This is a genomic window from Legionella jamestowniensis, assembly GCF_001467745.1.
Classification (GTDB): domain Bacteria; phylum Pseudomonadota; class Gammaproteobacteria; order Legionellales; family Legionellaceae; genus Tatlockia; species Tatlockia jamestowniensis.
In genome coordinates, this window is sequence record NZ_LNYG01000013.1 from 1,664,067 (window position 1) to 1,690,026 (window position 25,960).

A 25,960-nucleotide genomic window follows, 5' to 3' on the forward strand; every position below is an offset into this window, starting at 1 on the left:
AAGGCAAGGAGATACCCTTTTAAATTTTTTTAACACCGCTATTCTGTGTAAATTATTTTAAATCAATCATGCATTAGTTAAACGTCCAGCCTGTGGTAGCTGAGGCAAAATAGCTTGTTTCACTTTGATTTCCATTCCAATGTTGACTAACGGGCAAGGATAATCCCAGCTGGAAAAACCATCGTTTGGTTGAAAACCACAATGAAGGGGTCGCGTAAATGATATTACCACCGGAGTTGGGATAGGAATGGCCATCAATTTTATTTTTTCCAAGGTAAGTCCCGTCTAATTCCCCTAAAAGAAAAAATATATATTGTCCAGGTACACTGTGAATATTTCTTCCCAGCCCACATTGATAAAAATATTCTGTACCTAATTGGATATTTTGATTTTTGGTTATCCATATTACTCCAGGCGATGCAAACAATAGCCAATCCACTGACATCCTGTTAAAAGTTGCCCCTGCGAAAACACTGGGGGTTCCAAAACCGGTGGAAGGTTTTTTATTAAAGGATCCTGTAGGAAGCGATAAGCTATTAACAAAGGTGAATTGGTCTACATAAGTTGCAGTGCTCTTTTCAAAAAATGCATATTCAACCTGAAAACTTATATCTCCTATTCCAGAGGAATGATAAGGTTTATTTACATAATCGACAGCCCATGGAAGTGTGACTAAAACGGACGCTTGATCAGATAAACCATAAAGCGCACTGAAAGGTACTGTTAGGTAATGTTGGTTCGGCTCTTTTAAATAATTGGGGTCAACAAAAATCTGTAGCTGATTTTTATCAATGATATTTTGACCAAAAGAAAGTAAAGGTCCCGGCTGTTGGGCTGAAGGTAATGCAAAATTGCCGAGAGATGGTGGCTGGGCTTCTGCCTGGGTAATCTTTGGAAAAAGATAAACCAGCAGAGCAATAAGATAGGGGATAAAATTTATAGCGTTGAATTTTCTCATAAAAGAGCTGGGTTTCTATCTTTAAAAGATTATTTAATGACTTTAAATATTAAGCAAGCACTGGTTTCTATAATTTAGGGTGGGAGAGGCCTCTGCTTGCTTAATATGTGCATAGCCAGCTAAGAAATAATTGATAAACTCGCCTTCAGGTTCTGGTAAGGTATTTTTGATATTTTCTTTGTCAATATTGCCTCGGATGACCAAATGGATAAAGGAATGAACTGCGCTGCCTCTAACCAAATGGTCAGAGTGGTGGGTTGCTTGGCATAAAAGGTTTATGATAAGTGCTTGAGTTTGCCGATTTACCTTATTAAAAAGAAGAGCCATATTTTTTAAGTAAAGCGTGGTGTCCTCTGCATCTGATTCATTAGGGATCAAAAATCCAGGTTTTTGTGTATATTGCTGTACCTGATGAATGCTCAGATAACTGTGCATGATATTTATAATTTCAAGTGCGATGCGTTGCGTTGTGCTATCTTTAGAGTCAAAAAAGTGCATTGCTTTTTGAAAGAATATTTGGCGTTGTTTTTGATTCAATATAGGAAGAAAAATTTGAAATACATCCAATGCCAAGTCAGAATCATATTGATCAAGGCCTTCTAAAATGACTTGATTAACCGCTTCCAAATGTTTTTCTTCCAGTTTTTTAGCTAGACGACTAAAAAAAGTTAATTTTAAAGAAACAATATCTGCTAAATAATCGTGGATATTAAATTTTGTTTCTACAATCAACCGAATAGCGTTATCAGTTTTTTCAGACGTTAACACAATACTTAGGGCGATTAGAATTTGCAACGCAAAATCAAAGAACCCATCTGATTGGGCATAGTAAACTGCTTGGTTAAAAAATTTGTCAATTTGCTTATTGCTGAGAAGGTGGCTATACGATGAAAGAGTCTCAAAGGCTGCTTTAAGTATTTCCGGATCTTGGTTTTCATTGATAGTTTTTGCGGTTATATGAATTGCTTCCTGCTGAACTTCTTTATCGAGATAACTGGCTGCGAGAGCTAAATTTTTGAAAGCGAGTTGTGGCACTTTCGAATTCTGAGCGTTTGAATTAATAAGTTTAAACAGTTTTTCAATTATCTTGGGAAAAAGAGCATGAGAGGCTATAACCGGTATATTATTCTTTAATACTGTCTCCAATACTACTTGAATTAACTGCTCGGAGCTGCATTCAAGAATACTGCGTATTTCCAGTATTGCTTCGCTAAGACTAAGCCCAGATAATTGAGGAATTAATGCTGAGAGTGTTTTTAATGCCGTTTTTTTGGTTGGGATTGAATGTTCAGCCTTTAAACTTTTCCATACAAATGCAAAAGCTGATTTTAACTCTTTTTTACTTAATTTTTTTGTTGCAAGGTATTGCCAAACTAATAATTGTCTCGCCTTTATTGTTTCGGAATGGCTTTGGTTTAAAAAATTTAACAGCTCCGATCGAACCTTTCCCTTACTCAAAGGCAAAAAATAGGCCATATGGTGTTGATCTGCTAGGGTTAACGGCTCTGATTTTTTAACAAGTTTAATACTCTCTGACGCATAGTAGTCAAGTTCAGACTTAGGAATGACTATCGTAATCTTTTGAAACACCTGCCATGCACAGTCGGCAACAGCCTCATCTTGATCATAAAGGGCGTGGGTAAGGATTCCTAAAATGATTAATTGTTGCTCGGGAGCTGCAGTATCAGCAAAACAAGAAAAAAAATACAAAGCCATCAGCCGATTGACACTATAAGTAGCTGCTTGATACTCCTCCTTAAAAAAATAATCAGAAAGAAGAGAAAAGAAATTATTGTGAATACTTAAATCAATCCCATTTTTTGTAGCAAGCAAGAGAAGCCCATGCCAGCAATAATAAGGATCGCTAGATGTTCTTTTGATTGCATCCCATATAATATTGTCATTTTGAGGTATGCTTATGGAATTGCCTTCCCTAATCCATTTCTTTAAAAGTAACAGTTGACGTTTTTGGGCTTGCTCATCGTCTTTTTTAAATAAAGCTTCTATAGCTGCTGCATGGTGTTTTTTATTGGGCATGCCCGATTTAAGAATTTTGTCAGCCGTCATATGGGAGTAGATGTCGACTAAAACGTGATGCGGTATATTGGCGAAAAAGTCAAAGTGAGTAGGCATAAGAGTCCGTTTAAATTTTAATCCAAATTTCTAAATATGAACCATTTTCGCATTGATGAACGAATATTTTAATGGGTAATTCTACCCACAAAAAATAGCTCTTGTTGCCACAAGAGAAAAAGGAATAGGTGTTAAGAGGTATATTGAACACCAGGTAATGCATCAACCTGTTTGATTTGGTTATATAACTCAAAGAAGCAATCGATGAATTCGTTTTCCAGGTCCGGTAAGTGGCCTTTAATATCGTCTTGATTATATCGTCTTGATTATATCGCCTCGAACAATTAGCCCGGTTAGGGTATTCATTTACATAATTACTAAAAACTAATAACGCTCTAAGCGTACAACTTCGTATGCGGGTTCTTCATAAGGATGACTCGATTTCAAAGCCTGCACGACTGATTCAATACAATCTGCCGTGCATAAAATTTCTACTTTGTATTCAGGGACAAAAGTAAGTGCGTCCACTGTCCCAATCATTGGGTTTGCGCCAGGAAGCGGTTTGAATTGTCCTTGTCCTAAACATTGCCAACAGCAATGCTCATAATCACCCTGTCTGCCTGCGCCAGCGGCAAAAACTGCCTGTTTGACTTCTTCAAGGTGAGTTTCCGGGACATAAAATGATAATTTATAGTTAATTAATTTTTCCACTTGATATTGCATCCTAAGCTAGGCTTTTGTTCAATAGTTATTGGCTCGTTAGCTAATAGGCTATCTAATGCTTGTCGCAAATGCTTCCCTGTAACTTCAATGTTGTTTCCTGGGCGAGAATCATCAAGTTGACCTCTATAAACCAAAGAAAGGTTAGAATCATAAATATAAAAATCAGGGGTACAGGCGGCCTGATAAGCCTTGGCAACTTCCTGGGTTTCATCAAAAAGATAAGGGAAGGGATAGTTTTGTTCAAGCGCGGTTTTTTTCATATTTTCAGGAGAGTCATCAGGATAGGCCGTCACGTCATTGGAATTAATCGCCAAAAAACTGACGCCTTTTGGCATATAGTCCTGTGCCAGTTTTGTCAACTCATGGTTAATATGTTTTACATAAGGACAATGATTGCAAATAAACATAATAACAGTAGCCTTGCTATCCCAACTCTCATTGAAATTTACGAGGGTGTTATTAACCGTATTCACTAATGAGAATTGCTTTGCAGGGGTACCTAAAGGAATCATGTTTGAAGGAGTTTTAGCCATAAATTTTTTTATCCTTGTGAAAAAAATAATTTACAAATAGCAATTAAAGCAAAAAGAGAGTTAAGAATAGCCCATAATAAAGTAATCGTTTTACCTTTGTAGGCTGTATAAAAGGCATAAATGGCTATAGAAAAGCTGCCTATGAAAAATATCCATTGGTTCTCGTATGAAAACCCTACGGAGAGCACTGCAATGCCTGTGATTCCTATCAAGAGAAAAATATTATTCAATTGCCCACTCATAAAATAGAAGGCTAGCAATTGAATACAAAGAAGAACAGGCAGCGCCAACTGAAGGGTGGTGCCAATTCCTAAAAGAATGGCACCATGACCCGCCATAAGAATCATTTCAAGTGCGATAAAATAAATTAACTTGAAATGAATGGAGGTAAGAAGAAGTAAAGTTGATCCGATAACATAATATTTCCCGGCAGAGGTGTTGGCTAGCCCTAAAAGCAATATGAACGAGCCAATTATACCTACTAGAAGAAATAGTTGATCCTGTATTGTTGTTTTCACCTAATCACCAACGTAAATAAATTCCTTTTTTTGTTGCATCAGTAATAACTTCATTTTGCGATTTATTGGTAGATACCCAATAATTTCCCATATTACTTAATGCAAACTTGACACGTGGATATTGGCAAACATCTAAAACGTCACGACAATCCAATGTCCTAATGGTTTCTTCTTCTTTAATAAAACATTGAAAATGTAAATTTTCAACATCGGAAGCAAAAGCTGCCCAATTTAGAGGATCCAGTTTTGCGTTTAATGAAGGGCTCATAAACACCTCACGGGTTTCAATTCGCTGCAACTCAATGGGCTTACTGCTGCGATTTTGAATTAAATAAAAAGATTGTTCACCTGTTTCATTGAGAATGAGCTGGGTGTCGCTAAAGCCGAATCCTCTAACTTCGCAACCATGAGGAAATTGAGTGGGCGCAGAAACCGCTCCGAATGCTTTGCCCAGATACATAATAACCATTATTGCTGGCATCATTGCTCTACAAAATGACATGAAAAACCTCGTAAAAATTTTGGAAGCGGTATTTTAATGATAACTGCATTAAAAGTGAATCAACTTTGTATTATTTACTGGTCTACGCAGGAAGTATCTGGTTTCTACATTCCAGATATTTACAGAATCCAGTAATGTTACAACATTTCTTAAGCACGTGAATAAGGCTTCGAGTTAATTCATGCGTAGGCCCCGATATCATTCACCATTAACTGCGACTTTGGTTTGAATCATTGGTGAGTATGTTCGGTACACACTAAGGACTAAATACATCACCACATAGCTCACTGACAAGAATAACCACATATAATCAATATGTGGATAATTCCATAACACTAGAGCAGAGCTAAGTCCATAAATTAATGAAAAGGTATGCATTACAATTTTTAAGTAACGGTATTTAGTCAAATAATCAAGGCGAGATGGATAAACGTATTTAATGGGTACGAAAATAAGTACGCACAAAATCGCTAATATCCACGCATTGGTATACATTGAAGTGTCAAAAATGAACATATAAAAAACAGCAATATTCCAGTAACAGGGAAAGCCTTTAAAGAAATGATCCGGTGTTTTGGCATCACTCTGACAAAATTGATAAGACGAGGTAATTGTAATCGCTATAATAAGGATTAATAAGTAGTTGGCCGGTAACATGTCAGGTTTTACGTAAAGGAAAAAGCAAGGTGTAATGACGTAATTTAAATAATCTACAATATTGTCAAGCAAAGTTCCGTCTATATTAGGGAGTACAGATTTGACACGAACCAATCTTGCTAATGTGCCGTCAACTGCATCGATGACGACTGTAATGGCCATAAACCATAATGCCTGTATGTAATCATGTTGATAAATTTTGACAAGAGTAAGTACACCAAAACAGGCAGCACTTGCTGTGAAAGCATGCACAGCCCAGGCAACCAAATAATGAGCGGGGTGGTAGCCTAGTTTTTTATTTGTCATTGTTTATCCTAATTATGTAATTACTCGTTCGTACTGCTTTTTATTTGTTTTTAATTGAGTAGTCAATACAAATAGCCAATACCCAAAATTAGCAAAATAGTAGCAACAATCAAAAGTGGTGTGCAAGAAACTAAATGAGTAATTCTTTAATTTTATAAATATCAAGCGTTAGAATTATCATCTGTTGAACTTTTTGATTTAAATATAAACTCCTATGAAGAGTTTGCGTAGCGCCTATCATAAGCTACACTGAAGAAAAATACTCGGAGGTAATAACATGATAATTCAAACTGTTAATCCAGCCACGGAAGAGGTATTGAATGAATATCACCTTCTTACTGAAGAACAGATAGAAGCCTGTATTGACGCGGCTCAGGTTAGTTTTAAAGTGTGGAAAAAAACACCTTTTTCCCAACGTAAACAGCTCATGTTGAATCTGGCAAAACTCTTAAGGGATAAAAAAGAGGAGCTTGCCCTATTAATCGCAAAAGAGATGGGTAAACCCATTACATCCGGTAAAGCGGAAATTGAAAAATGTGCCTGGGTTTGTGAGCACTATGCTGAAAATGCTGAGCACTATCTGCAACCACGCTCTATACAAACTGAAATGAAGAAAACGAAGGTATGCTACCAACCTTTAGGTATCGTTTTTGCAATTATGCCCTGGAATTTTCCTTTCTGGCAGGTCTTTCGTTTTGCAGTGCCTGCACTCATGGCTGGGAATGCTGCAATTCTAAAGCATGCCCCTATTTCCACTGGTACAGGAAACAAAATTGCTGCATTGTTTGAAGAGGCTGGTTTTCCAAAGCACTTATTTCAGCATTTTGTTTTAGATAATGATTTAGCTGCCAAAGTGATTGCCAATAATAAAATTGTGGCAGTGACTCTAACAGGAAGTGAAAAGGCCGGCGCTGCAGTGGCTTCCAATGCGGCCGAGCATTTAAAAAAAGCAGTATTGGAACTGGGGGGTAGTGATCCTTATCTAGTCTTGCATGATGCCGATCTTGATTTAGCAGCTAAAGCCATTGTTACTTCACGTTTGAATAATAGTGGCCAGGTTTGCATCGCAGCCAAGCGTATCCTGGCGGTGGAACCCATTCATGATAAATTGGTAGAAAAAATCAAGGCTTTAATGGCGAATTACCAAATGGGGGATCCGCTAGATGAAAAAACGAATATGGGCCCAATGGCGCGTGACGATTTGCGTCAATCTCTTCATGAGCAAGTGGTCAAAAGCGTAAAATCAGGTGCGAAGTTAATAGAGGGCGGGGAAATACCAAAGCGTAAAGGGTTTTACTACCCACCTACTTTATTGTTGAATGTGAAAAAAGGCATGCCCGCTTTTGATGAAGAATTATTTGGACCGGTTTTAGCCGTTACAAAAGTTAAAGACGAGGCTGAGGCTATACAAATGGCCAATGATACCTCTTATGGGTTGGGGGCTGCTGTTTTTACCAAAGATTTAGCGCGTGGTGAACATATTGCCCAATATGAGATAGAAGCCGGAGCCTGCTTTGTAAACGCGCTTGTTGCATCGGATCCCAGGGTTCCTTTTGGGGGTATAAAGCGTTCTGGATTCGGTCGTGAACTCTCTAAAGAGGGTATTTTGGAGTTTGTAAATACAAAAGCGGTTGCGGTTAACTAACTTAAGATCGCAAAAGAAACCAAAAAAATGCTAATTTGATTAAATATATTAAATACTGGCTGTAAGTTGTCGCGTAGAGGTATATAATTCGCGACAATTTTTATTTTTTCATGCCTAAATGAGGTGAAATGAATGTCTTATAAATTCGAAGAGGGTAAAGATTTAATCATTGATGCGGTGGTTACTCGGTTAAAAGAAAAAATGGAAGGTGTACAAGCTTCATTTTGTACTGAGTTTGTTCGCCAATTTTATGGTACGGTAGCACTTGAAGATTTACGGGAATGGGATGTTGAAGATTTATACGGTGCTGCAGTTAATTTCTGGTCTCTTATTCAGCAACGCGAGCCTGATGAAACAAAAATTCGAATCTATAACCCTGATTTTGAACGCCATGGCTGGCAAACAACCCACACTGTAGTCGAAATTATTACAGAAGACATGCCCTTTTTAGTCGATTCATTAAGAATGGTAATTAATCGCCTCGGTTTAGTTTCGCATCTAATTATGCACATGGGTGGTTTGCGATTACAAAGAAATAAAAATAACCAGGTTACAGCGATATATTCCCGTAAAAAAGAAGGGGAGACTGATGGGGATGGAGTGTCCACAGAGGCCGCTATTTTTATAGAAATTGATCGGCAAACAGATCCCTCGATTCTTGAAGATTTACATAATAATTTTGAGCGCGTATTAGAAGATAACCGTGTTGTGGTAAAAGATTGGATTCCGATGCGTAAGAAGGTCCGTGAGGCTATTGCAGAGCTTGATCAGGTTTCCTCAGTCCTTGATCCCGCAGAAGTAGAAGAAACGAAAGCGTTTTTAAACTGGATAGAAGATCACCACTTTACCTTCTTGGGTGTTAGGGATTATGAGCTGGTACAAAAGGGTCAGGAGACCATCCTACAGCCTTTGCCAGAGACAGGGCTAGGGGTGCTCCGTCAAAGTATGAGTAAATCAAGTGCACGCAGTATTTCTGCAATGACCCCGGAAGCCAGAGAACATACCTTATCATCCCGCATCCTGGTAATGTCTAAAACCAATACAGAAGCCACTGTACACCGCCGCGCTTATACCGATTATATTGGTATCAAACGGTTTAATAAAAAGGGACAGGTCATCGGCGAGCGTCGTATTATCGGTTTGTACACCTCGGCAGCTTATAATACCAACCCGAAACATATTCCATTTTTGCGCCATAAAGTGGCGTTAATTATGCAAAACTCAAACCTCAATCCCCGCGGGCATGCCGGTAAAGTTCTTTTGAATATATTAGAAACTTTGCCACGCGACGACTTAATTCAAGGTTCAGAGGATGAGTTATTAGAAATTGCAATGGGCATTTACTATATGCAAGAGCGCCGTCGTATCCGTATGTTTGCTCGCGTTGATGTCTATCGCCGCTTTGTTTCCTGTCTTGTATACGTCCCAAAAGAACGTTTTAATACTGAATTGCGGCAAGAGATGCAAAAAATCCTTTCTGAAAGTTTTAACTCTCATGAAATTACGTTTTCAACCTGGTTTTCAGAGTCGGTTCTAGCACGTATTCATTTTATGATACGTACGAATCCCCAAGATACTACGCAATGGGACTTTAAAGAGATCGAACAACGTTTGATTGAAGTAGGGCGCACATGGACTGATGATATGCAGCATTTTCTTTTCGAGACTTTTGGTGAAGAAAGTGCGAATAGATTATACAGCCGCTACAAAAATGCATTTCCCGTGGCCTACTCTGCGAATTTTTCACCGAGAACGGCTGTTTATGATATCAAGCATATAGAAGCCTTATCGTCAACACATCCTTTAGTGATGAATTTTTATAAATTAATGGATGAAAAAACGGAAAGTTTTCGTTTAAAAATTTATCAGCATGACAATACCATTCCCCTGTCTGATGTGTTGCCTATTGTTGAGCGTTTAGGCATGAGGGCAATTAGTGAGCGTCCTTATCAACTAAAATTTGAAGATGGTAAAGAAACCTGGATTAATGATTTTGCGTTACAGTATACGCGAGGAACGCAGTTTGAAATTGATGATATTAAAGACCTCTTTCAAAATGCATTTGCTAGTGTGTGGTTTGGTGAGGCAGAAAATGATGGGTTTAATCAATTAATTCTCGGAGCGGAACTGGATTGGCGCCAGGTCGCAGTTTTGCGAACCTACGCTAGATACTTTAAACAGATTGGATCGACCTTTAGCCAGGAATATATTGAGTCAGCACTTAATAATAACGCCCTGATTGCTAAAAAATTGGTTGAATTGTTTGAGACACGCTTTAACCCTTCGCTTGAAGGCAATCGTGAAGAAGAATGCACCAGAATAACCAATGAAATTTTTGTGGCCCTCGATGATGTAGCTAATCTTGATGAAGATAAAATCATTAGACAATATATACAAACAATCCAATCAACACTTAGAACTAATTATTATCAAATCGATAAAAAAGGAAACTTCAAAAGTTATATTTCTGTTAAATTAAATAGCAAAGAAATTCCAGGGGTACCGAAGCCTTATCCAATGTTTGAAATCTTTGTTTACTCGCCGAAATTCGAGGGGGTTCATTTGCGCGGGGGGCGGGTTGCGCGAGGAGGATTGCGCTGGTCTGATCGTAGGGAAGATTTCCGCACAGAAATCCTGGGTCTCATGAAAGCCCAACAGGTTAAAAATGCTGTTATTGTTCCTAGTGGGGCAAAGGGAGGTTTCGTACCCAAACAATTACCTGTTAATGGGTCACGTGAAGAAATTTTGGCAGAGGGTATCCTATGTTACAAATTTTTTATCCGTGGACTACTGGATATTACTGATAATTATAGTCAAGGTATGATTGCCAAACCTGTTAATGTGGTCTGTTATGATGAGGATGATCCTTATTTAGTTGTTGCTGCGGATAAAGGAACCGCTACATTTTCAGATATAGCTAACGAAATTTCATTAGAATATGGGTTCTGGTTAGGGGACGCTTTTGCGTCAGGTGGTTCTGTTGGCTATGACCATAAGAAAATGGGGATTACTGCAAGAGGAGCTTGGGAGTCTGTAAAACGTCATTTTTATGAAATGAATCGTGATATCCAAACCAGTGATTTTACAGTAGTTGGTATTGGTGACATGGGTGGGGACGTCTTTGGAAATGGAATGCTCCTATCCAGACATATCAAATTGTTGGGTGCATTTAACCACATGCATATTTTTGTTGATCCAGATCCCTGCCCTGAAGCAAGTTTTAAAGAGCGTGAACGTTTATTTAACTTGCCTCGTTCTACCTGGGCTGACTATGATAAAAAACTCCTTTCTAAAGGTGGTGGTGTTTTTAATCGAAGTGCTAAATCAATCACCGTTAGTAAGGAAATGCAAGAAGCTTTTGGCATCAAACAGGCATCTATCGAGCCTAATGAATTGATACGTGTGCTCTTGAGAGCAAAAGTTGATTTATTATGGAGTGCTGGAATCGGTACTTTTGTTAAGGCCCAAACTGAAAGCCACAGTGACGTGGGTGACAGGACAAATGATGCAATTCGAATTAACGCTAAGCAGTTGCGCTGCAAGGTTGTTGGTGAGGGTGGAAACTTAGGTTTAACGCAATTGGCACGAGTAGAGTATGCATTGAATGGTGGTCTTATCTTTACTGACTTTATTGATAACTCAGCAGGTGTTAATTGCTCAGACAAAGAAGTGAACATCAAAATTTTGCTTGATGGTATTGTTGCTACAGGGGATTTGACCGAGAAACAGCGAAATGAATTACTGAGTGAAATGACGGATGAAGTCGCTGCATTAGTATTACGGGATAATTTTGCCCAACCTCGCGCCATTAGTCTTGCTGCCACACAGTCTGCGCAGTCGGTAGAGCTTCATAGTCGCTATATTAACGATTTGGAACGAAGTGGCAAATTGGATAGAGAACTTGAGTTCCTACCCAATGAAAAAGTATTGATGGAGCGTAAGCTAATGGGTAGGGGTTTGACTCGTCCTGGCATTTCAGTCTTGCTTTGTTACACAAAAACTATTTTAAAAGAGCAAATTCTGGCCTCGAATGTCCCGGAAGATGCTTATTTAAAGGAAACATTAATTAATTGCTTTCCAAAGCCGTTACAAGAGCGTTTTAGCAAGCAAATACAAAATCACCCTCTAAAGCGTGAAATTATTGCAACGAGATTAAGTAATCTTATAGTAAATGAAATGGGCTTTACTTTTGTTTATCGGTTACAAGATGAAACCGGTGCGCCTGTTTCTGCGATTGTGCGGGCTTACATGATTGGAAGAAGTGTTCTTAATCTTGAAACAATTTGGAATGAGATTGCTGCATTGGGTACCACCATTACGGCAGAAAAACAAAATGAATTAATGATGCTTTACTTGCGTTTACTCAGGCGTGTGACTCGCTGGTTCTTAAGAAGCCAACGTATGGGCTTAAATATCAGTAAAGCTGTAAAATATTATAGTGCGGGTGTTAAAGAGTTTAAAAATGCGTTTCCAGACATTCTTGGTGAAAGTAATCGCGCCCAATACGATAAACATTTTGATGACTATATAGAGCTGGGTATACCAAAGGGACTTGCGCATGAGTTAACCCTCACCCGAGCCTTGTTCTCTGCTTTAGACGTTATTGAAGTAAGTCATAATACAGGAATTGGTGTTACAAAAGTTGCGGAAGTCTATTTTGGCATTGGGGAGTTTCTCAATCTGGCCTGGATTCGTACACAGGTCATTTCTCATCCTACAGAAAATCACTGGGAATCTTTATCCAGGGAAGCTTTGCGGGATGATTTGGACTGGCAACAGCGGCAATTAACTGCAGGAATTATCAATCTTTCTGATAGAAAAAAAGACTTTATGCATTGTCTGGCTTCCTGGTCGGAAAACCATCTTGCCCTTATTGATAGATGGCGTCATGTTCTATCTGACTTACGTTCTAGTCCTACTCTTAACTACACGATGTTCTTTGTGGCTATTCGAGAGTTGCTGGATTTAACGCAAACAACAATGCAAATGTCCACCAAAGAGGTTGCCTAATCTTGCATATTCTCTTTGGCAGTAGTCTTTAGATCTCAACGCTATCCTACATACTGCGGCTTGTCCGCAGTATCCAAAAGGTGCTGGTTTTGGTCCTGGTTTCGAATCCTGGATACCGCGAACAAGTCGCGGTAAGTAGGAGTAGGAATTTAGTAGTAGGAGCTGGGTTTAATGACACTGATGAAATGATAGCGTCATCAAGATTATTCCTGTAATCGTATGACAGGTGTCATCGGATCAAGCTTGCGGTGGTCTAAAGGACTTGATTGTAGGATTGGCAGAGGTAAAATGCTCTCTCTTTAATTAATAAAGGAATTAGAATGTTAGAACCAGCTAAGGAATACTCTCCAAGTTTTAAATTTATCCATTGGCTTATCGCCCTGTTAGTAATTCTAATGCTGAGTGCAGGCTTTTTTTTAGAAGACTTACCTGAGCAATACATAGGCTCTGCTTTTATGGTCCATAAATCAATAGGTATTACTATCCTTTTTCTCATGATTTTTCGTTTAGTTTGGGTCAGTCACAAAGGAAAATTGCCGTTACCAGAGTCAGTGCCTTTATGGGAAAAAATATTTTCTCGCTTGGTGCAATATAGTTTTTATCTTTTTTTAATTCTTATGCCTTTAAGCGGCTGGATAATGTCTGTTGCGGGAGAAAGAATACCAGCCTATTTTGGTTTATTCTCGATGCCATTGCCATGGATTAAACCAGATAAGCAATTAGCGCATTTTATGGAAGAGGTACATGGGATAATTGCCTGGGTTTTGATTGGATTGATTGTTCTTCACATTGTTGGCGCATTAAAGCATCATTTTTATGATAAAGACAATGTCTTGCTAACTATGTTGCCCCGGCGCAAAAAAGCGAAGGCAACAGTCGAAATGATTAAAAATTCGTAAGTGAAATAACTTCTTGTTGCTCTTCAAAACGGATTTGTTGCGGGTGTTCTAATAAAACACTCGCAGCAATGAGGAACTGATTATTCCCAAGCGGGCAGAAATCAACCAATTCTCCAACCTCAACTTGTCCATGACTATCCAATAATCGTTTACCTGCAAACAAAGGCGCTGAAGATTCAAGAGTAAACAATCGTAAGCCATGTTTTAATTTTGCCCTATAATGAGTTCGGGCAATAATTTCTTGTCCTTTATAGCAGCCTTTGTCAAAACTTAAATAATCAGACTGGTGTAAATCAAGGCGGTGTGGCAGAAATAAACCTCTGGTCTCGGGATAGATTTGGATCTGCTTTTGCTTAAGCATTTGATAATGCCATGGCAATGAACCATGGTATTGATTGGCTTTGACAAAAGGCTCAATAAATCGATTTGCATACTCACTACTGAGGATAAAGATGTAATAGTTTGGGTAAACACAGTAACAATAGAATGTGGCTGTGCCTAATGCTGACAGAGGTTTTAAAGATAGAAGGGCATGCTCAGGTAGTAAATCGCTCGGGTTTGACAAATAGAAACCATAGATTCGAATTGCGTCATCTGGTTCGATAGTTACTTTGGATAACATCGCTGTTTTAAGCAGCGAAGTTTGTGTTTCCAGCAGTATATCGTTGGGTAAAACCAATTGAAAATGTTGCCAATAAATAACGTCTGGTAAGCTCAGAATCCTTCCTTTTAAATTGCATTGGGCACCCTGGCGCATAGTAGTTGGGTTTACTTTGCGTAAATCGCAGGTTAATTGACCCTGTAAGAACTCTTGCGCGCGTTCCCCTTCCAATCGCAGAATTCCAAGATGTGATAATTCAAATAAATGATTTTTCGATTGCTCTAGCTTAAAATTATTTTCCAGAGGGTAATCATAAGTATATGGACGTTGATTAATTGGGTAATTGGCTAAATTCATTTTATAGTCGAGTTGATTGCGATAGTGATGAAGTTTAGTGTAACATCGCCTTGTTTGACAATCCGGTAATACAATGATTACTCGTTCAAGAAAAGCAAAATTTCTTTGGCACTGTAGACGAGGGATGCTCGAATTAGATTTAATTCTCACTCGTTTTGCTAATACTTATTTAGATACACTGACCGATAAACAACTTACTGCATTTGATAAATTGTTAGGCTGTATTGATCCTGAACTTTATAGTTGGTTAATGGGCTATGAAAGTCCAATTGATAAGGAATTGGTTGAAATTGTTGAGTTTATCAAATTGCACGATCAATTTCGGTAAATCCCGGCATTTCTTGTGTATAGCTGGAGTAATTTATAGCTGTACTCTGCTAATGTTGTTTAACTGCCATTGGTCGATAGTGATTAAATTGATGATAGGTCTTCTTTTACTGATTCAAGTCGCTGCTATTCTCACCAATCCTACTCCTAATCCTCAGTTGCTGCAGTTAACTTTCATGAATAAACAGTGGCTATTGTACAAGCGGAACTGTTCTGAGCCACTTGTTTATGAAACAATTCGCATCATTATTCATACTAAATTATTTTTTCTACTGGAACTGCAAACTACTGGTAAAGGACGGCTTGTCATTATTTTCTCGGATCAAATCAACGATGCTACTATTAGACAATTGAAATTATATGAGAAATGTATTCAGGTTTAAAATGAATCACAGGGAAAAATCATACTTTGACCGAAATAAAACAAAACGACGACATCCTGAGTATCCAACCACACTGTGGCAACATCAAAAAAGATGACCGTCATCCCGAACGTAGTGAGGGATCTGACTTATAATGTCTCACTACGTTCGACATGACGTACGTCTTTGGGAGCAAGGCGAAGGAACTTCTGCAGATAAATTTCGATCTTTAAAAGAAGATTCGTCGCTTTACTCAGGATAATGGTACGAATCAGTTAAAAGAAGATTACCGTAAAAACCTGTGTTAGAATGCGTTAATAATAATAAAACCCCGACTTTTATGCTTGAAAGTGATCGTTTGATAAGTGCAAGTTCAGCAGTATCCGAAGAAGTGCTGGATCGTGCTATTCGACCTTTAAGTCTGGATGAATATATTGGCCAGGATGCTGTCTGCTCGCAAATGCGTATCTTTATTGATGCCGCCAAAAATCGACGAGATGCGTTGGATCATGTGCTTATTTTTGGACCTCCCGGTTTAGGTAAAACCACATTGGCAAATATTATTGCCCATGAAATGGGGGTTAATCTACGGCAAACGTCTGGACCGGTGCTTGAGCGAGCCGGAGATATCGCTGCAATTCTGACCAACCTTCAGGAAAATGATGTTCTGTTTATTGATGAAATACATCGTTTAAGTCCTGTTATCGAAGAAATTTTATATCCAGCCATGGAAGACTACAAACTGGATATCATGATAGGAGAGGGGCCTGCTGCCCGCTCAATTAAACTTGAATTACCCCCATTTACACTCATTGGAGCGACGACAAGAGCAGGATTATTGACTTCTCCGCTAAGGGATCGATTCGGTATCGTGCAGCGTCTGGAATTTTACTCCGTCAATGCTTTGCGCCATATTGTATCCCGTTCAGCCAAATTACTAGGAGTAAAGACGGATGAAGAGGGTGCGATAGAAATTGCGATGCGTTCGCGAGGAACCCCTCGAATTGCAAACCGACTTTTGCGTCGTGTTAGGGATTATGCTGAAGTAAAAGGCAGCGGTATTATTACGCTTGAAATTGCTAAACGCGCCTTGGAAATGCTGGACGTTGACCAGCATGGTTTTGATTTGATGGACAGGAAATTAATACTTGCAGTGATTGAGCGCTTTGATGGCGGGCCTGTGGGTATTGATAGCATTGCGGCCGCAATTGGAGAGGAGAAAGGGACAATAGAAGATGTACTGGAGCCTTATTTAATCCAGCAAGGATTTTTAATGCGTACTCCCCGGGGCCGGGTAGCCTCGCAATTGGCTTATCAACATTTTGGCATTCCTATGGTCGAACAGGAATAGATTGTCATGAGCAGTCACCATCATTGCACTATCAGAATATATGCTGCAGATACAGACATGATGGGTATTGTTTACCATGCCAATTATTTAAACTTTTTTGAACGGGCAAGGACTGAAATGATACGTGCCTATGGTTTTTCTCTAAGCAAATTGGCAACCTACGATTGTCACTTTGCGATTCATAGTGCAAAATTGCGTTATTTAGCGCCTGCTCGTCTGGATGATTTGTTAACTGTCGTTTCCAGAATTGCTGAGAAGTCGTCCTGTAGTTTAGTATTTGATCAAATTATTTATAACCAGGATAATAAAGAGCTTTGTCATGGCTTAATTCAAATAGTTTCCATCGATGGGCGAATGAAGCCTAAGCGGATACCTGAAAATTTGTTTGAAGTTGAAATTTGAATTGTTAAAATTGTTGTCATTATGCAGTATAACTGGCTTCTAGCCTGTTCACCACGAGTGGTGATGTATTGAATGCCTGGATAAACAAAATTAGTTGGAGGACAAAGTGGGTAGCCATGCCAGTGTATTAGGTTATTTTATGCAGGCCGGTCTGGTTGTTAAGACGGTGATGCTGATTTTGCTTGCGGCATCAATAATATCGTGGACCCTTATTTTGCAAAGGGCGTGGTATTTCAAACGTAAAAAAGAAGAATGTGAGGCTTTTACCAGACGTTTTTGGGCAAGTAGTGATTTAAGCAAACTCTATGCGGATATTGATAGCAATGTTGATATTCGACAAGGATTAGCTGCTATCTTTCATGCTGGCTTTAAAGAGTATGTGCGTTCTCGTAAATTAGGTGGCGTAGTCATAGAATCTATCCAACGAGCCATGCAAATAAACCACGCGAAAGAAGCAGCGAGACTTGAGCAGCATCTTCCTTTTTTTGCTTCTGTTGGGTCTATTGCCCCTTATGTTGGCCTATTTGGTACGGTATGGGGTATTATGACTTCCTTCCAGGCATTGGGTCAGGCACAGCAAGCCACCATTGCTATGGTTGCCCCAGGTATTTCTGAAGCATTGGTTGCAACCGCGTTAGGCCTTTTTACCGCAATTCCGGCGGTCATTGCCTTTAACCGTTATTCAACACGTGCTAATAATTTACTCGATCGTTATGACTTATTTCAGGAAGAGTTAGTCTCACTTATTGAGCAGCAGACTGCAGCACCGATAAGGGGATAATTGTCATGTTGAAAAAAAAGCGCTCCTCTTCCAATCCCATCGCTGAAATAAATGTAGTGCCTTACATTGATGTTATGCTGGTATTACTCGTTATTTTTATGATTACTGCACCCATGCTAACACAAGGGGTTACCGTTGATCTGCCAAAAGCAGCAAGTCAAACATTAAAACCATCTGAACGAGAGCCAATTATTGTTTCTGTCAACCAACAAGGCGATTATTTTTTAAATATCAGTAGTACACCTGAAAATCCGATTGAACCAAAAGCATTAATGGTTCGTGTGGCTGCGGAATTAGAATTGGCTCGTCAAAATAACCAACTTATTAATGTTTTAGTGAAAGGGGACCAGGGTGTTAATTATGGTAAGGTGGTGGCGGCCATGAGTCTATTGAAACAAGCTGGTGCAGAGCAAGTCGGATTATTAACAGACTCTTCAGATATACCACAGGAGAGTTTCGGATGATAAATGATGAAAGTTATCGCAAATCATTTTTTATTGCGATAGGTTTGCATGTTTTTTTAGCCTTGTTACTTTTGGTTGAGTCTACCAGCCAACGTCCTGTATTAATGGCTGCCAAAAATGAACCTAGTAAGGCCTTGCCGGTAGAATCGACTACCCAACCTAAGGAAATTGTTAAAGCCGTTAGTGTCGATAATCAGGAAATCATGCAAACTGTTAATCGTTTAAAACAGGAGCGTGCAAATCAATTAAAGGCAGAGCAAGCAAGACAGCAAGCTTTAAAACATCAAGCGGAAATGGCGCGTAAAGTACGATTGCAAGAACAACAACGCCTGGCAAGACTTAAAGAAGAAGCTGAAAAAATTGCCATTGCACGCAAAAAACAGATTGAGGAAGAACAAAAGCGATTAAAACAACTGGCTTTGCAGAAAGAACAAGAAGCGAAACGGCTTGCAGAATTAAAAGAAAAACAACAGCAGTTGCAAAAAAAACAACAGGAAGAAGCTCAAAAACTTGCACAGTTGAAGAAAAAACAGGCTGAAGAAAAATTAAAGGTCGAGAAAGATAAAATAGAAAAAGAGAAAGCTGAAAAAGCAAAAGAATTGGCTCGACTCGAAAAGGAGAAGGCTCAAAAGGCAAAAGAAGCTTTAGCACAAGCCGAAAAAGCCAAGGCTGAGAGAGAGCGACAAGCGGCAGCTCAACAGGCTGCTGAGAATGCCAAACAGGCACATATAGCAGGGGAAGTGGATAAATACAAAGCGTTAATTGTCAATGCAATTAGTCGGCATTGGATTTTACCTGAGAATGTTAATCAAGGTTTGTCTAGTCAATTTCGCATCCGATTAGCCCCGGATGGGGCAGTTTTGGAAGTTACTTTAATTCGCAGTAGTGGCGATCCCATTTTAGATCGTTCCGCACAAACAGCCATTTATAAAGCATCGCCGCTGCCTGTGCCCAACGATCCAGAAACTTTTGATATATTTCGTGACATCAGTTTAACTGTACGTCCAGAGAATGTTAGGGGGTAAAAGTGTTGATTAAACGTTTAATAACACCACTGTTTTTGTTATTATCGACCACCGTGTGTGCTGTAGATTTAGAGTTAACGCAAGGTATTAACTCTGCCCTGCCTATAGGTATTGACTCATTCGGCTCTGACTCCTTTGCACAGCAACTTTCTGGAATTGTCAGTAATGATTTGCAGTTTTCAGGTCAATTTAAAATTATTTCTTCGCCTGGGCTTAATGGTCAGCCATCCGTTACTAGCTGGCGTCAAGCTGGCGCTGACAGTGTCTTAACAGGTAGTGTTCGGCGTACTGGTTACAATCGGTATGAAATAAGTTATGAATTGCTTGATGCAGTAGCACAGGGACGCGTTTTATTGTCAAAAAATTATCAAATTAGCAGTAATGAATTACGGCCACTAGCTCATCATATCAGCGATGAGGTGTATCAAAAATTAACAGGCGAACGAGGTATATTTTCAACTCGAATTGCTTATATCCTAGTACAACGTAATGGCGATAAAGCGAAGTATTTTCTCGAAGTGGCTGACGTGGATGGCTATAATCCACAAAGTTTGTTGGTTTCTACAGAGCCTATTATGTCACCAGCCTGGTCTCCTGATGGTCGACAAATTGCGTATGTATCCTTTGAAAAGAAAAAAGCCCAAATATTTACGGTGGATGTAGCAACAGGACGCCGCCGTCTGGTCACTGATTTTACAGGAATTAATGGTGCCCCTGCATGGTCTGCGGATGGGCGACAGTTAGCAGTCGTATTATCAAAAAGTGGCGCTGCCAAAATTTATAGTGTGGATTTAACAACGGGTAATATGAAACAACTGACCTTTGGTGAGGCAATTGATACCGAACCACGTTATTCCCCAGATGGGCGTTCATTGCTTTTTACTTCAGGAAGAGGTGGGGCGCCTCAAGTTTATCGTTTATCCTTAGCTGATGGCAAAGTGAGTCGAGTCACGTATGAAGGCAACTACAATGCTAGGGCATCTTATACACCAGATCAAAAATACATAGTGATGCTGCACCGGGAAGACAAAAGCTTTAACATTGCAGTTCAGGATGCGAGTGGACATATTTCCCAGGTAACATTTGCCCCTATGGATGAATCACCCTCTGTATCACCAAATGGTCGCTTGATTTTATATGCGACTCGCCACAATGAGCAAGGCGTTTTAGGGGTTGTATCCATTGATGGACGCATTAAAATGCGTCTTCCAGCAAGGGATGGTGATGTACAAGAACCAGCCTGGTCGCCTTACTTAGGATAATGTATGATTAGACGGATCTTTTGGAGTTTACTATTAATTTTTGCTATAGCGGGTAATAGTTATAGCTGGAATTCGCTGGGTCACCGTCTGGTGGCCCAAATTGCCTATCATCATCTTAATTCGCATGCAAAACAGCTGTTAAATCATTACAACCATGCACTTGACAAAGTTTATAGACCGCAGAGTTTGGTTAATGCTGCGGCATGGTTGGACAGCTTACGTTATCAAAATGACTTATGGATGGGACAAAGACACTATATCGACATTCCTTTTTCAGTTGATGGCACAGAGTTAATTGAACCCTGCGAGATAAATGCAGTGACAGCCATTGTTTTGGCTAAACAATTGATGCAGGATAGTTCAGTCACCGTGTTTGAAAAAGGTTTTTCTTTGCGCATTTTGCTTCATATCATCGGCGATATTCATCAGCCTCTCCATGCCGTTAGCCAGTTTAGTATCGCGCATCCTAAAGGTGATAAGGGAGGAAATCTTTTTCCACTAAAGGATAATCCCGTTGCTACAAACTTACATGCCTATTGGGATAAGGGTGGTGGTTGGTTAAATACAAATAAACATTACAATGCAGCTCAGCTAAGTAAAATCGCACGCCATATAGAAAAGCATTGGCCGTGTCATTTGCAACAAATGAACCTTGATCCAATGCTTTGGGCACAAGAGTCTCATCAATTAGCGGTGCAAAAAGCCTATCAAATTCGTCCTGGACAGAGGCCTTCAAACGCTTATCAGCGAATGGTAAAAAATACAGCAGAGCAACGCATCGCTTTAGCCGGTTGTCGTCTGGCAGCATTATTAAATCAAATCGCCTAGTGTCTGTGACACTGCCAATAAATTCAACACTCTGCTTTAACCTTAATATTGGCTTAAGCTTGATAGTCTAAAATTGAGGCCTCAAATTAGGTTGTTGAGAGGTATCATGGGGCGACGAGTAAAAAACGGTCAATATACATCGTTTGAAGAAAGCAGTTTGTATACGCTGTTAAGTAAATTGAAGCTGAGTATTCGGGCCTTTAACAATCAACTTTCTACAACTCACCAAGCTGCCAACAGGTCAGTTGAAACAGACTTCACCAAAAATCAATTTGAATCCATTAGCAAACTGATTAGCCTACTTGAGAGTATTGGGCAAATATTCACTAATGGCAAAAAGCCTGGATTTCTTGATCTTAGGCATTTAGCAGGCGCTTTAGATCTAGGTAGTGCCACAAAGGCTTTAAATACCACAAGGTACGTCATCTATCGCCAAATGCTAAAAGAGAAGCTCCCTGGAATTATTAAAAATTGTTACAACAACGCTAAAAATAGCCCGCCCAACCTGTTTGCCGAAAGTTTTAAAAACCTTCTTAAACAAGAAGTCCAGCAAACCCTGGCAGGACTCCATAAAATTATCCCCGTCAAAGATATAGCACCCTATCTTTCAGAAATTAACACTATCATCGATGAGTATCCAATAACCAACAAAGGGATGGATGCAAACGAATTTGTTAAACAGTTTAGGAAAAAATTTTTAAAAGATGACGAAATAATCGAGTTAAAAGTTGCCCATCCTGCTATGTACGAGCTTTTAACGCAAATTTTTATATTTTGTGAAGAAATACCAGCCGAATTGGAAGACTTTTTATCATTCCTTGATCCAGCAGCACTTGAGTTTTCTATACCTGGGATTGTAGCGATTTCTCCTGTTAAGAGTGACACGAGTGATTTTGTGTTTAATTTTGGAAATGGAACAGGGGTAGTAAATTTTGAGCGCCTCTACAGTCAGCATATTAATCACCTACCCTCGCTTCTCTCCGAACAATTAGTAAAATATTTTCAGCATTATGGGGATTCATTCCACGTTAAAAGTGAGCGAGCCAAAATGAAGCTTATTTGCACCTTCTTACAAAACGAAAGTGCTTTATTAAGCGAGAAGGTCAACTCCATTTTAAACGAAACTACTCTTCCCTATGAACATGAGATGGAAAATAACTCAGGTGATGGGGATAATTTAGAGTTAACCATTAGCCAGCTTGAAACTGAAGAAACGAGGGTAAGAATTCTTCTTAATGAACTAGCCAGAAGGGATTACAGTTTACCTTTTAATCAATTATTAAAAGATCATCCAACACTATTAGAAGAACTTACGTCCAGTCAAAATTTGGACACAAGTTATGCTGGTTCTCCGCTCTCGGATAAAGTGCTTATTGAAGGCCAAAAAAGTTTTCAATTACTCCCCGTGCAACAGCTCCTTGCAAAAAATGTAGTAGAGCAACAACAGCTACTTCAAACTCATTTGGTACAGATCAAGGATAAAAAAGAAACATTGGTTCTTCGAGCTCATCAGGAAAGAAATGCTGGGTTCTCGGCTCAATTGGATTTGTTGACGCAAGCCCCATCTGTTCAGTTGCCCACAATATTGGCTACAGACAGTGTTGCTAATTTAAAGGCTCAGCTTCGAACATTACAGAAATTATCAACGGAGTTGGAAGAAAAACAAAGAACCCTTGATAGTTTGCAATTCGAAATAAATAAGACATTTAATTACCCTCATGATTTGCAAATTAAAATTTCGGGTATCTATAGCCATAATAATGAGAAACTTAATCAGGTTAAGCATTCCATTATTGAAACCCAAAAATTAATTGAAAAACAATTGCGATTAGTATCACGCTATTTAGACCAGGCCGCGTTTGCTGAAAATCATAGTGAACGTTTGAAGTTACTCAGGGAAAAGCAGGTAGAGCTTAATGAAAAGTATCATGATAAACAACAAATTGAAAAAGAACTGGATTCCCTGCTGGAAGAACAAATCCGATTAAACAACGGATCAGAGGACATAAGACAACACCATTTAAATATTACAAATTTTTTAAGTTGTAAAGACAAGTACAAAGAAACGGTGCTTGTCTTTAAGCCGTATAGCGAAGAGACATTTGATAACTTATTTGTTGAATCCACATTGCAATCAGATCCTGAAGATACATTGAATTGGTTAGATTCAATTATTAGTGAAGAGGAAATATTAAATCAACAAGAACACCTGCTGCGTGCTAAAATAGAAAAGCTGCAAACAGAAAGTAAAATTCTAGTTGTCCTTTATCAAAAACTAGAAACAATGAAAAAAGAAAGCAGTAAGATTGGGCTACACTCAATAATTACTTCCCTTAAAAAAGACCCTCTTAATGAAATTCTTCAATCAGTGGAACTGAAAGAATTAGCAAAAATTTATAGCGTTCCCTCAATGGTTATTGCATTAATGAAATTGCTAACTATTCATTCGGAAAATGAACTACGATCGTTGTTTGTTGGTGACTTGGAATCTGTTCTTAATCATATACAAGCCCGACAAACAGATATCAGCGAGGAAATTAGAGGCTTAAAAATTATTCAACAAAATATTAAAGAAAATAGAGGGAAACTTGATGACATCAAAGTCCCACTCAGTGAAATCGTGGAGACACATCAATGTTTGGCCACTAGAAGAGACCGGTTGAATAAGGAAATCGAAGTAAAGCAACAAAAGTTAACAGAAATTCATGTACTTGAAGTCGAGGTTTCAATTCTCGGAAAAATTAATGAGTTACTTGATCGGAATCAACAGTTAAGTGAATTAATTAATTCTGAAACTGTAGAGTTAGAGAAAGCCGAGAGTGGATTAAAGGATCTTATTGGAGAGACAGTCGAATTAAATCTATTGGTAGAAAGTTCTGGAAATTCTGAGAATTATGGACAGGCGGTAGCGATCATTCGTTCTCAGCACCTTACAGCTACACAACGAATAATTACTTTAAGAAAGCAAATAATTGCTGAAAAAATTCAAAGAATTAATGTAGAACCGCTAATTACTGCTAGGTGCCAAGATCAATACTCTCTATTTGTAGCGGCATTAGAAGAGTTAGTTGTAATTAGAAAGTTAATTGATTCTTCATTTGAACCAATAGAATCGCTCTTAACACTCATGACGGCAAGCACTCAGGAAAACGATAAAACGAATAACGATAATGACATTGCTAAACATAAAAAAGTATTGGAAGAGCTTCGTACTATTAAGCAGACTTATTGTCTAACAAAAATTGATGAACTTTTAAATTCCTATGCACAGGAGTTGGGGCGGGTAGCTGAAGAGTTTCCCAAAAAATTCAAAATCGATAAATATGATGAATTGAAAAAATCGGTGGATGAAATTAAATCCTACTTTACTAAGATCAAGCTTGATATACAAAAATTACAAACGATTCTGAAGTCATATCGAGAATCTGAATACGATACAACAAGGATTCAGATAGAGGATATACAACAAAAAGAAGAGAGATTTGTTGCTCAATTAAAAAATGTCGAAAGTGCTTTAGAGAATACTAAGGCGCAAATTGATAGAAAGGAATTAGTAGCGATATTTACTAAGGAAGCAAAAGACTACCTTGCAAATCGTGCTAAAAAATACCTCGTTAAGGATTCACTGACCAGTCGAGACGCTTTTCTTAGGAAGCAATTTCTAGAGGAACTAACCAACAAAGGACAGAATCATTATGTTAAGACAGGTGATAGCACAACACTTTTAAATTATATTTATGAAAACCGCGTGAATTTTCCAGGTTTAACGATGCAGTCTTTAATCAATAGATTCATCGTTAAGATCAAAGAACTCGATGGTCCAGTATACGCTTATCAATCCACTACACATGGGCAAGCATTAGAAAAATTAAGCAGTGCTTCAACGAGTTTTCAACGAGCCGTTAAGCATCTGTATGCTCAATTAGAAGTACTTAAAACACATGGTAGTAAGATTGGTGGTGAAAAAGGAGATATAGCCCATAATTTAGCTGACAAATTAGGGAGGAAGGTTGATATTTTTATTCTGCAAAAAGATGATAAGAATGCACGCTATAGTGATTTTCAAAAGTTTCATTCTGATTTTATCGAATGCTTACACAGTTATGATGATGTCATGTCAAAACATCGGTCTTTTTGGAAGCCTTTTTTACTCAACATCGCCGCTGCATTATTCACAGTAGGTATTGCCTTGGGCGTGAAATTAATGAGCTCAAAACTATTAGCAGGTCATGCTTCATTTTTTGGTGAAACCAAGCGATTCCAGCATGTTCAAAACCTGGATGAAGCCGTTTCAAAAATTTCAGTCGCCGTGTCTGCATAACGATAGAACACTTAGAAATCTGATTGCTACTTAAAGCGGCAATCGCGTTTGTCAT

21 protein-coding genes are annotated in these 25,960 nt (G+C 38.8%); 13 read left to right on the top strand and 8 right to left on the bottom strand.

All coding sequences use genetic code 11. The annotated features are described in order from the left end of the window. Positions 1–73 precede the first annotated feature (73 nt). The 7 genes from Ljam_RS11735 to pcsA all read right to left on the bottom strand — a co-directional run bounded on the left by Ljam_RS11735 (position 74) and on the right by pcsA (position 6,270). Positions 74–958 carry a hypothetical protein gene (locus Ljam_RS11735; RefSeq protein WP_238583722.1) on the bottom strand — a complete coding sequence of 295 codons (885 nt, stop codon included), beginning with the start codon at positions 956–958 and terminating at the stop codon, positions 74–76. A 42-nt stretch (positions 959–1,000) separates the two neighbouring features. Then, entirely contained in the window at positions 1,001–3,091 is a 2,091-nt protein-coding gene (locus Ljam_RS11740) for a hypothetical protein (protein ID WP_058450199.1), read from the bottom strand. A 324-nt stretch (positions 3,092–3,415) separates the two neighbouring features. Next, the gene (locus Ljam_RS11745; protein WP_238583723.1) at positions 3,416–3,742 is read right to left on the bottom strand and encodes a YqfO family protein; all 327 of its coding nucleotides are present in this window, start codon (positions 3,740–3,742) and stop codon (positions 3,416–3,418) included. Next, positions 3,730–4,287, bottom strand: coding sequence for a thioredoxin family protein (locus tag Ljam_RS11750; protein WP_058450201.1), 558 nt, complete (start codon positions 4,285–4,287; stop codon positions 3,730–3,732). The genes Ljam_RS11745 and Ljam_RS11750 overlap by 13 nt, the downstream gene beginning before the upstream one ends. Positions 4,288–4,295: 8 nt before the next feature. Then, positions 4,296–4,805, bottom strand: a complete 510-nt coding sequence (locus tag Ljam_RS11755; protein ID WP_058450202.1) for a hypothetical protein — start codon at positions 4,803–4,805, stop codon at positions 4,296–4,298. 4 nt (positions 4,806–4,809) lie between these two features. Continuing rightward, complete coding sequence (locus Ljam_RS11760) at positions 4,810–5,307, bottom strand: hypothetical protein (RefSeq protein ID WP_058450203.1); 498 nt, start codon at positions 5,305–5,307, stop codon at positions 4,810–4,812. 198 nt (positions 5,308–5,505) lie between these two features. After that, positions 5,506–6,270 carry a phosphatidylcholine synthase gene (gene pcsA, locus Ljam_RS11765; RefSeq protein WP_058450204.1) on the bottom strand — a complete coding sequence of 255 codons (765 nt, stop codon included), beginning with the start codon at positions 6,268–6,270 and terminating at the stop codon, positions 5,506–5,508. Positions 6,271–6,547: 277 nt separating this feature from the next. On the opposite strand from pcsA, the gene Ljam_RS11770 reads away from it, so the two are divergent. The 3 genes from Ljam_RS11770 to Ljam_RS11780 all read left to right on the top strand — a co-directional run bounded on the left by Ljam_RS11770 (position 6,548) and on the right by Ljam_RS11780 (position 13,824). After that, entirely contained in the window at positions 6,548–7,915 is a 1,368-nt protein-coding gene (locus Ljam_RS11770; RefSeq protein ID WP_058450205.1) for an NAD-dependent succinate-semialdehyde dehydrogenase, read from the top strand. Positions 7,916–8,047: 132 nt separating this feature from the next. Continuing rightward, positions 8,048–12,925: an NAD-glutamate dehydrogenase gene (locus tag Ljam_RS11775; RefSeq protein ID WP_058450206.1), complete on the top strand. Its 4,878-nt coding sequence runs from the start codon at positions 8,048–8,050 to the stop codon at positions 12,923–12,925. A 320-nt stretch (positions 12,926–13,245) separates the two neighbouring features. Next, positions 13,246–13,824, top strand: coding sequence for a cytochrome b (locus Ljam_RS11780; protein WP_058450207.1), 579 nt, complete (start codon positions 13,246–13,248; stop codon positions 13,822–13,824). On the opposite strand, the gene ygfZ is transcribed toward Ljam_RS11780, so the two are convergent. Further along, positions 13,811–14,782 carry a CAF17-like 4Fe-4S cluster assembly/insertion protein YgfZ gene (gene ygfZ, locus Ljam_RS11785; protein ID WP_058450208.1) on the bottom strand — a complete coding sequence of 324 codons (972 nt, stop codon included), beginning with the start codon at positions 14,780–14,782 and terminating at the stop codon, positions 13,811–13,813. The genes Ljam_RS11780 and ygfZ overlap by 14 nt on opposite strands. 73 nt (positions 14,783–14,855) lie before the next feature. Here ygfZ and Ljam_RS11790 point away from each other — a divergent pair, with 73 nt between their 5' ends. From Ljam_RS11790 to Ljam_RS11835, 10 genes are all read left to right on the top strand, one after another. After that, the gene (locus Ljam_RS11790) at positions 14,856–15,110 is read left to right on the top strand and encodes an FAD assembly factor SdhE (protein ID WP_058450209.1); all 255 of its coding nucleotides are present in this window, start codon (positions 14,856–14,858) and stop codon (positions 15,108–15,110) included. Positions 15,111–15,201: 91 nt separating this feature from the next. Next, the gene (locus tag Ljam_RS11795) at positions 15,202–15,492 is read left to right on the top strand and encodes a hypothetical protein (protein ID WP_131762507.1); all 291 of its coding nucleotides are present in this window, start codon (positions 15,202–15,204) and stop codon (positions 15,490–15,492) included. A 319-nt stretch (positions 15,493–15,811) separates the two neighbouring features. Next, on the top strand, positions 15,812–16,822 hold the full coding sequence (ruvB, locus tag Ljam_RS11800; protein WP_058450211.1) for a Holliday junction branch migration DNA helicase RuvB: 1,011 nt from the start codon (positions 15,812–15,814) through the stop codon (positions 16,820–16,822). 6 nt (positions 16,823–16,828) lie between these two features. Next, a complete protein-coding gene (locus tag Ljam_RS11805) occupies positions 16,829–17,224 on the top strand; it encodes a YbgC/FadM family acyl-CoA thioesterase (RefSeq protein WP_058450212.1) in 396 nt (131 codons plus the stop codon). A 106-nt stretch (positions 17,225–17,330) separates the two neighbouring features. Continuing rightward, the gene (gene tolQ, locus Ljam_RS11810; RefSeq protein WP_058450213.1) at positions 17,331–18,005 is read left to right on the top strand and encodes a protein TolQ; all 675 of its coding nucleotides are present in this window, start codon (positions 17,331–17,333) and stop codon (positions 18,003–18,005) included. A gap of 5 nt (positions 18,006–18,010) precedes the next feature. Further along, positions 18,011–18,469, top strand: a complete 459-nt coding sequence (gene tolR, locus Ljam_RS11815) for a protein TolR (RefSeq protein WP_058450214.1) — start codon at positions 18,011–18,013, stop codon at positions 18,467–18,469. Further along, the gene (tolA, locus tag Ljam_RS11820) at positions 18,466–19,494 is read left to right on the top strand and encodes a cell envelope integrity protein TolA (protein WP_058450215.1); all 1,029 of its coding nucleotides are present in this window, start codon (positions 18,466–18,468) and stop codon (positions 19,492–19,494) included. The genes tolR and tolA overlap by 4 nt, the downstream gene beginning before the upstream one ends. A 5-nt stretch (positions 19,495–19,499) precedes the next feature. Further along, a complete protein-coding gene (tolB, locus tag Ljam_RS11825) occupies positions 19,500–20,756 on the top strand; it encodes a Tol-Pal system beta propeller repeat protein TolB (RefSeq protein ID WP_058450814.1) in 1,257 nt (418 codons plus the stop codon). A 3-nt stretch (positions 20,757–20,759) separates the two neighbouring features. Beyond that, positions 20,760–21,584, top strand: coding sequence for a S1/P1 nuclease (locus tag Ljam_RS11830; RefSeq protein WP_058450216.1), 825 nt, complete (start codon positions 20,760–20,762; stop codon positions 21,582–21,584). 106 nt (positions 21,585–21,690) lie between these two features. Next, positions 21,691–25,905 carry a coiled-coil domain-containing protein gene (locus Ljam_RS11835; RefSeq protein WP_058450217.1) on the top strand — a complete coding sequence of 1,405 codons (4,215 nt, stop codon included), beginning with the start codon at positions 21,691–21,693 and terminating at the stop codon, positions 25,903–25,905. Positions 25,906–25,960 lie beyond the last annotated feature (55 nt).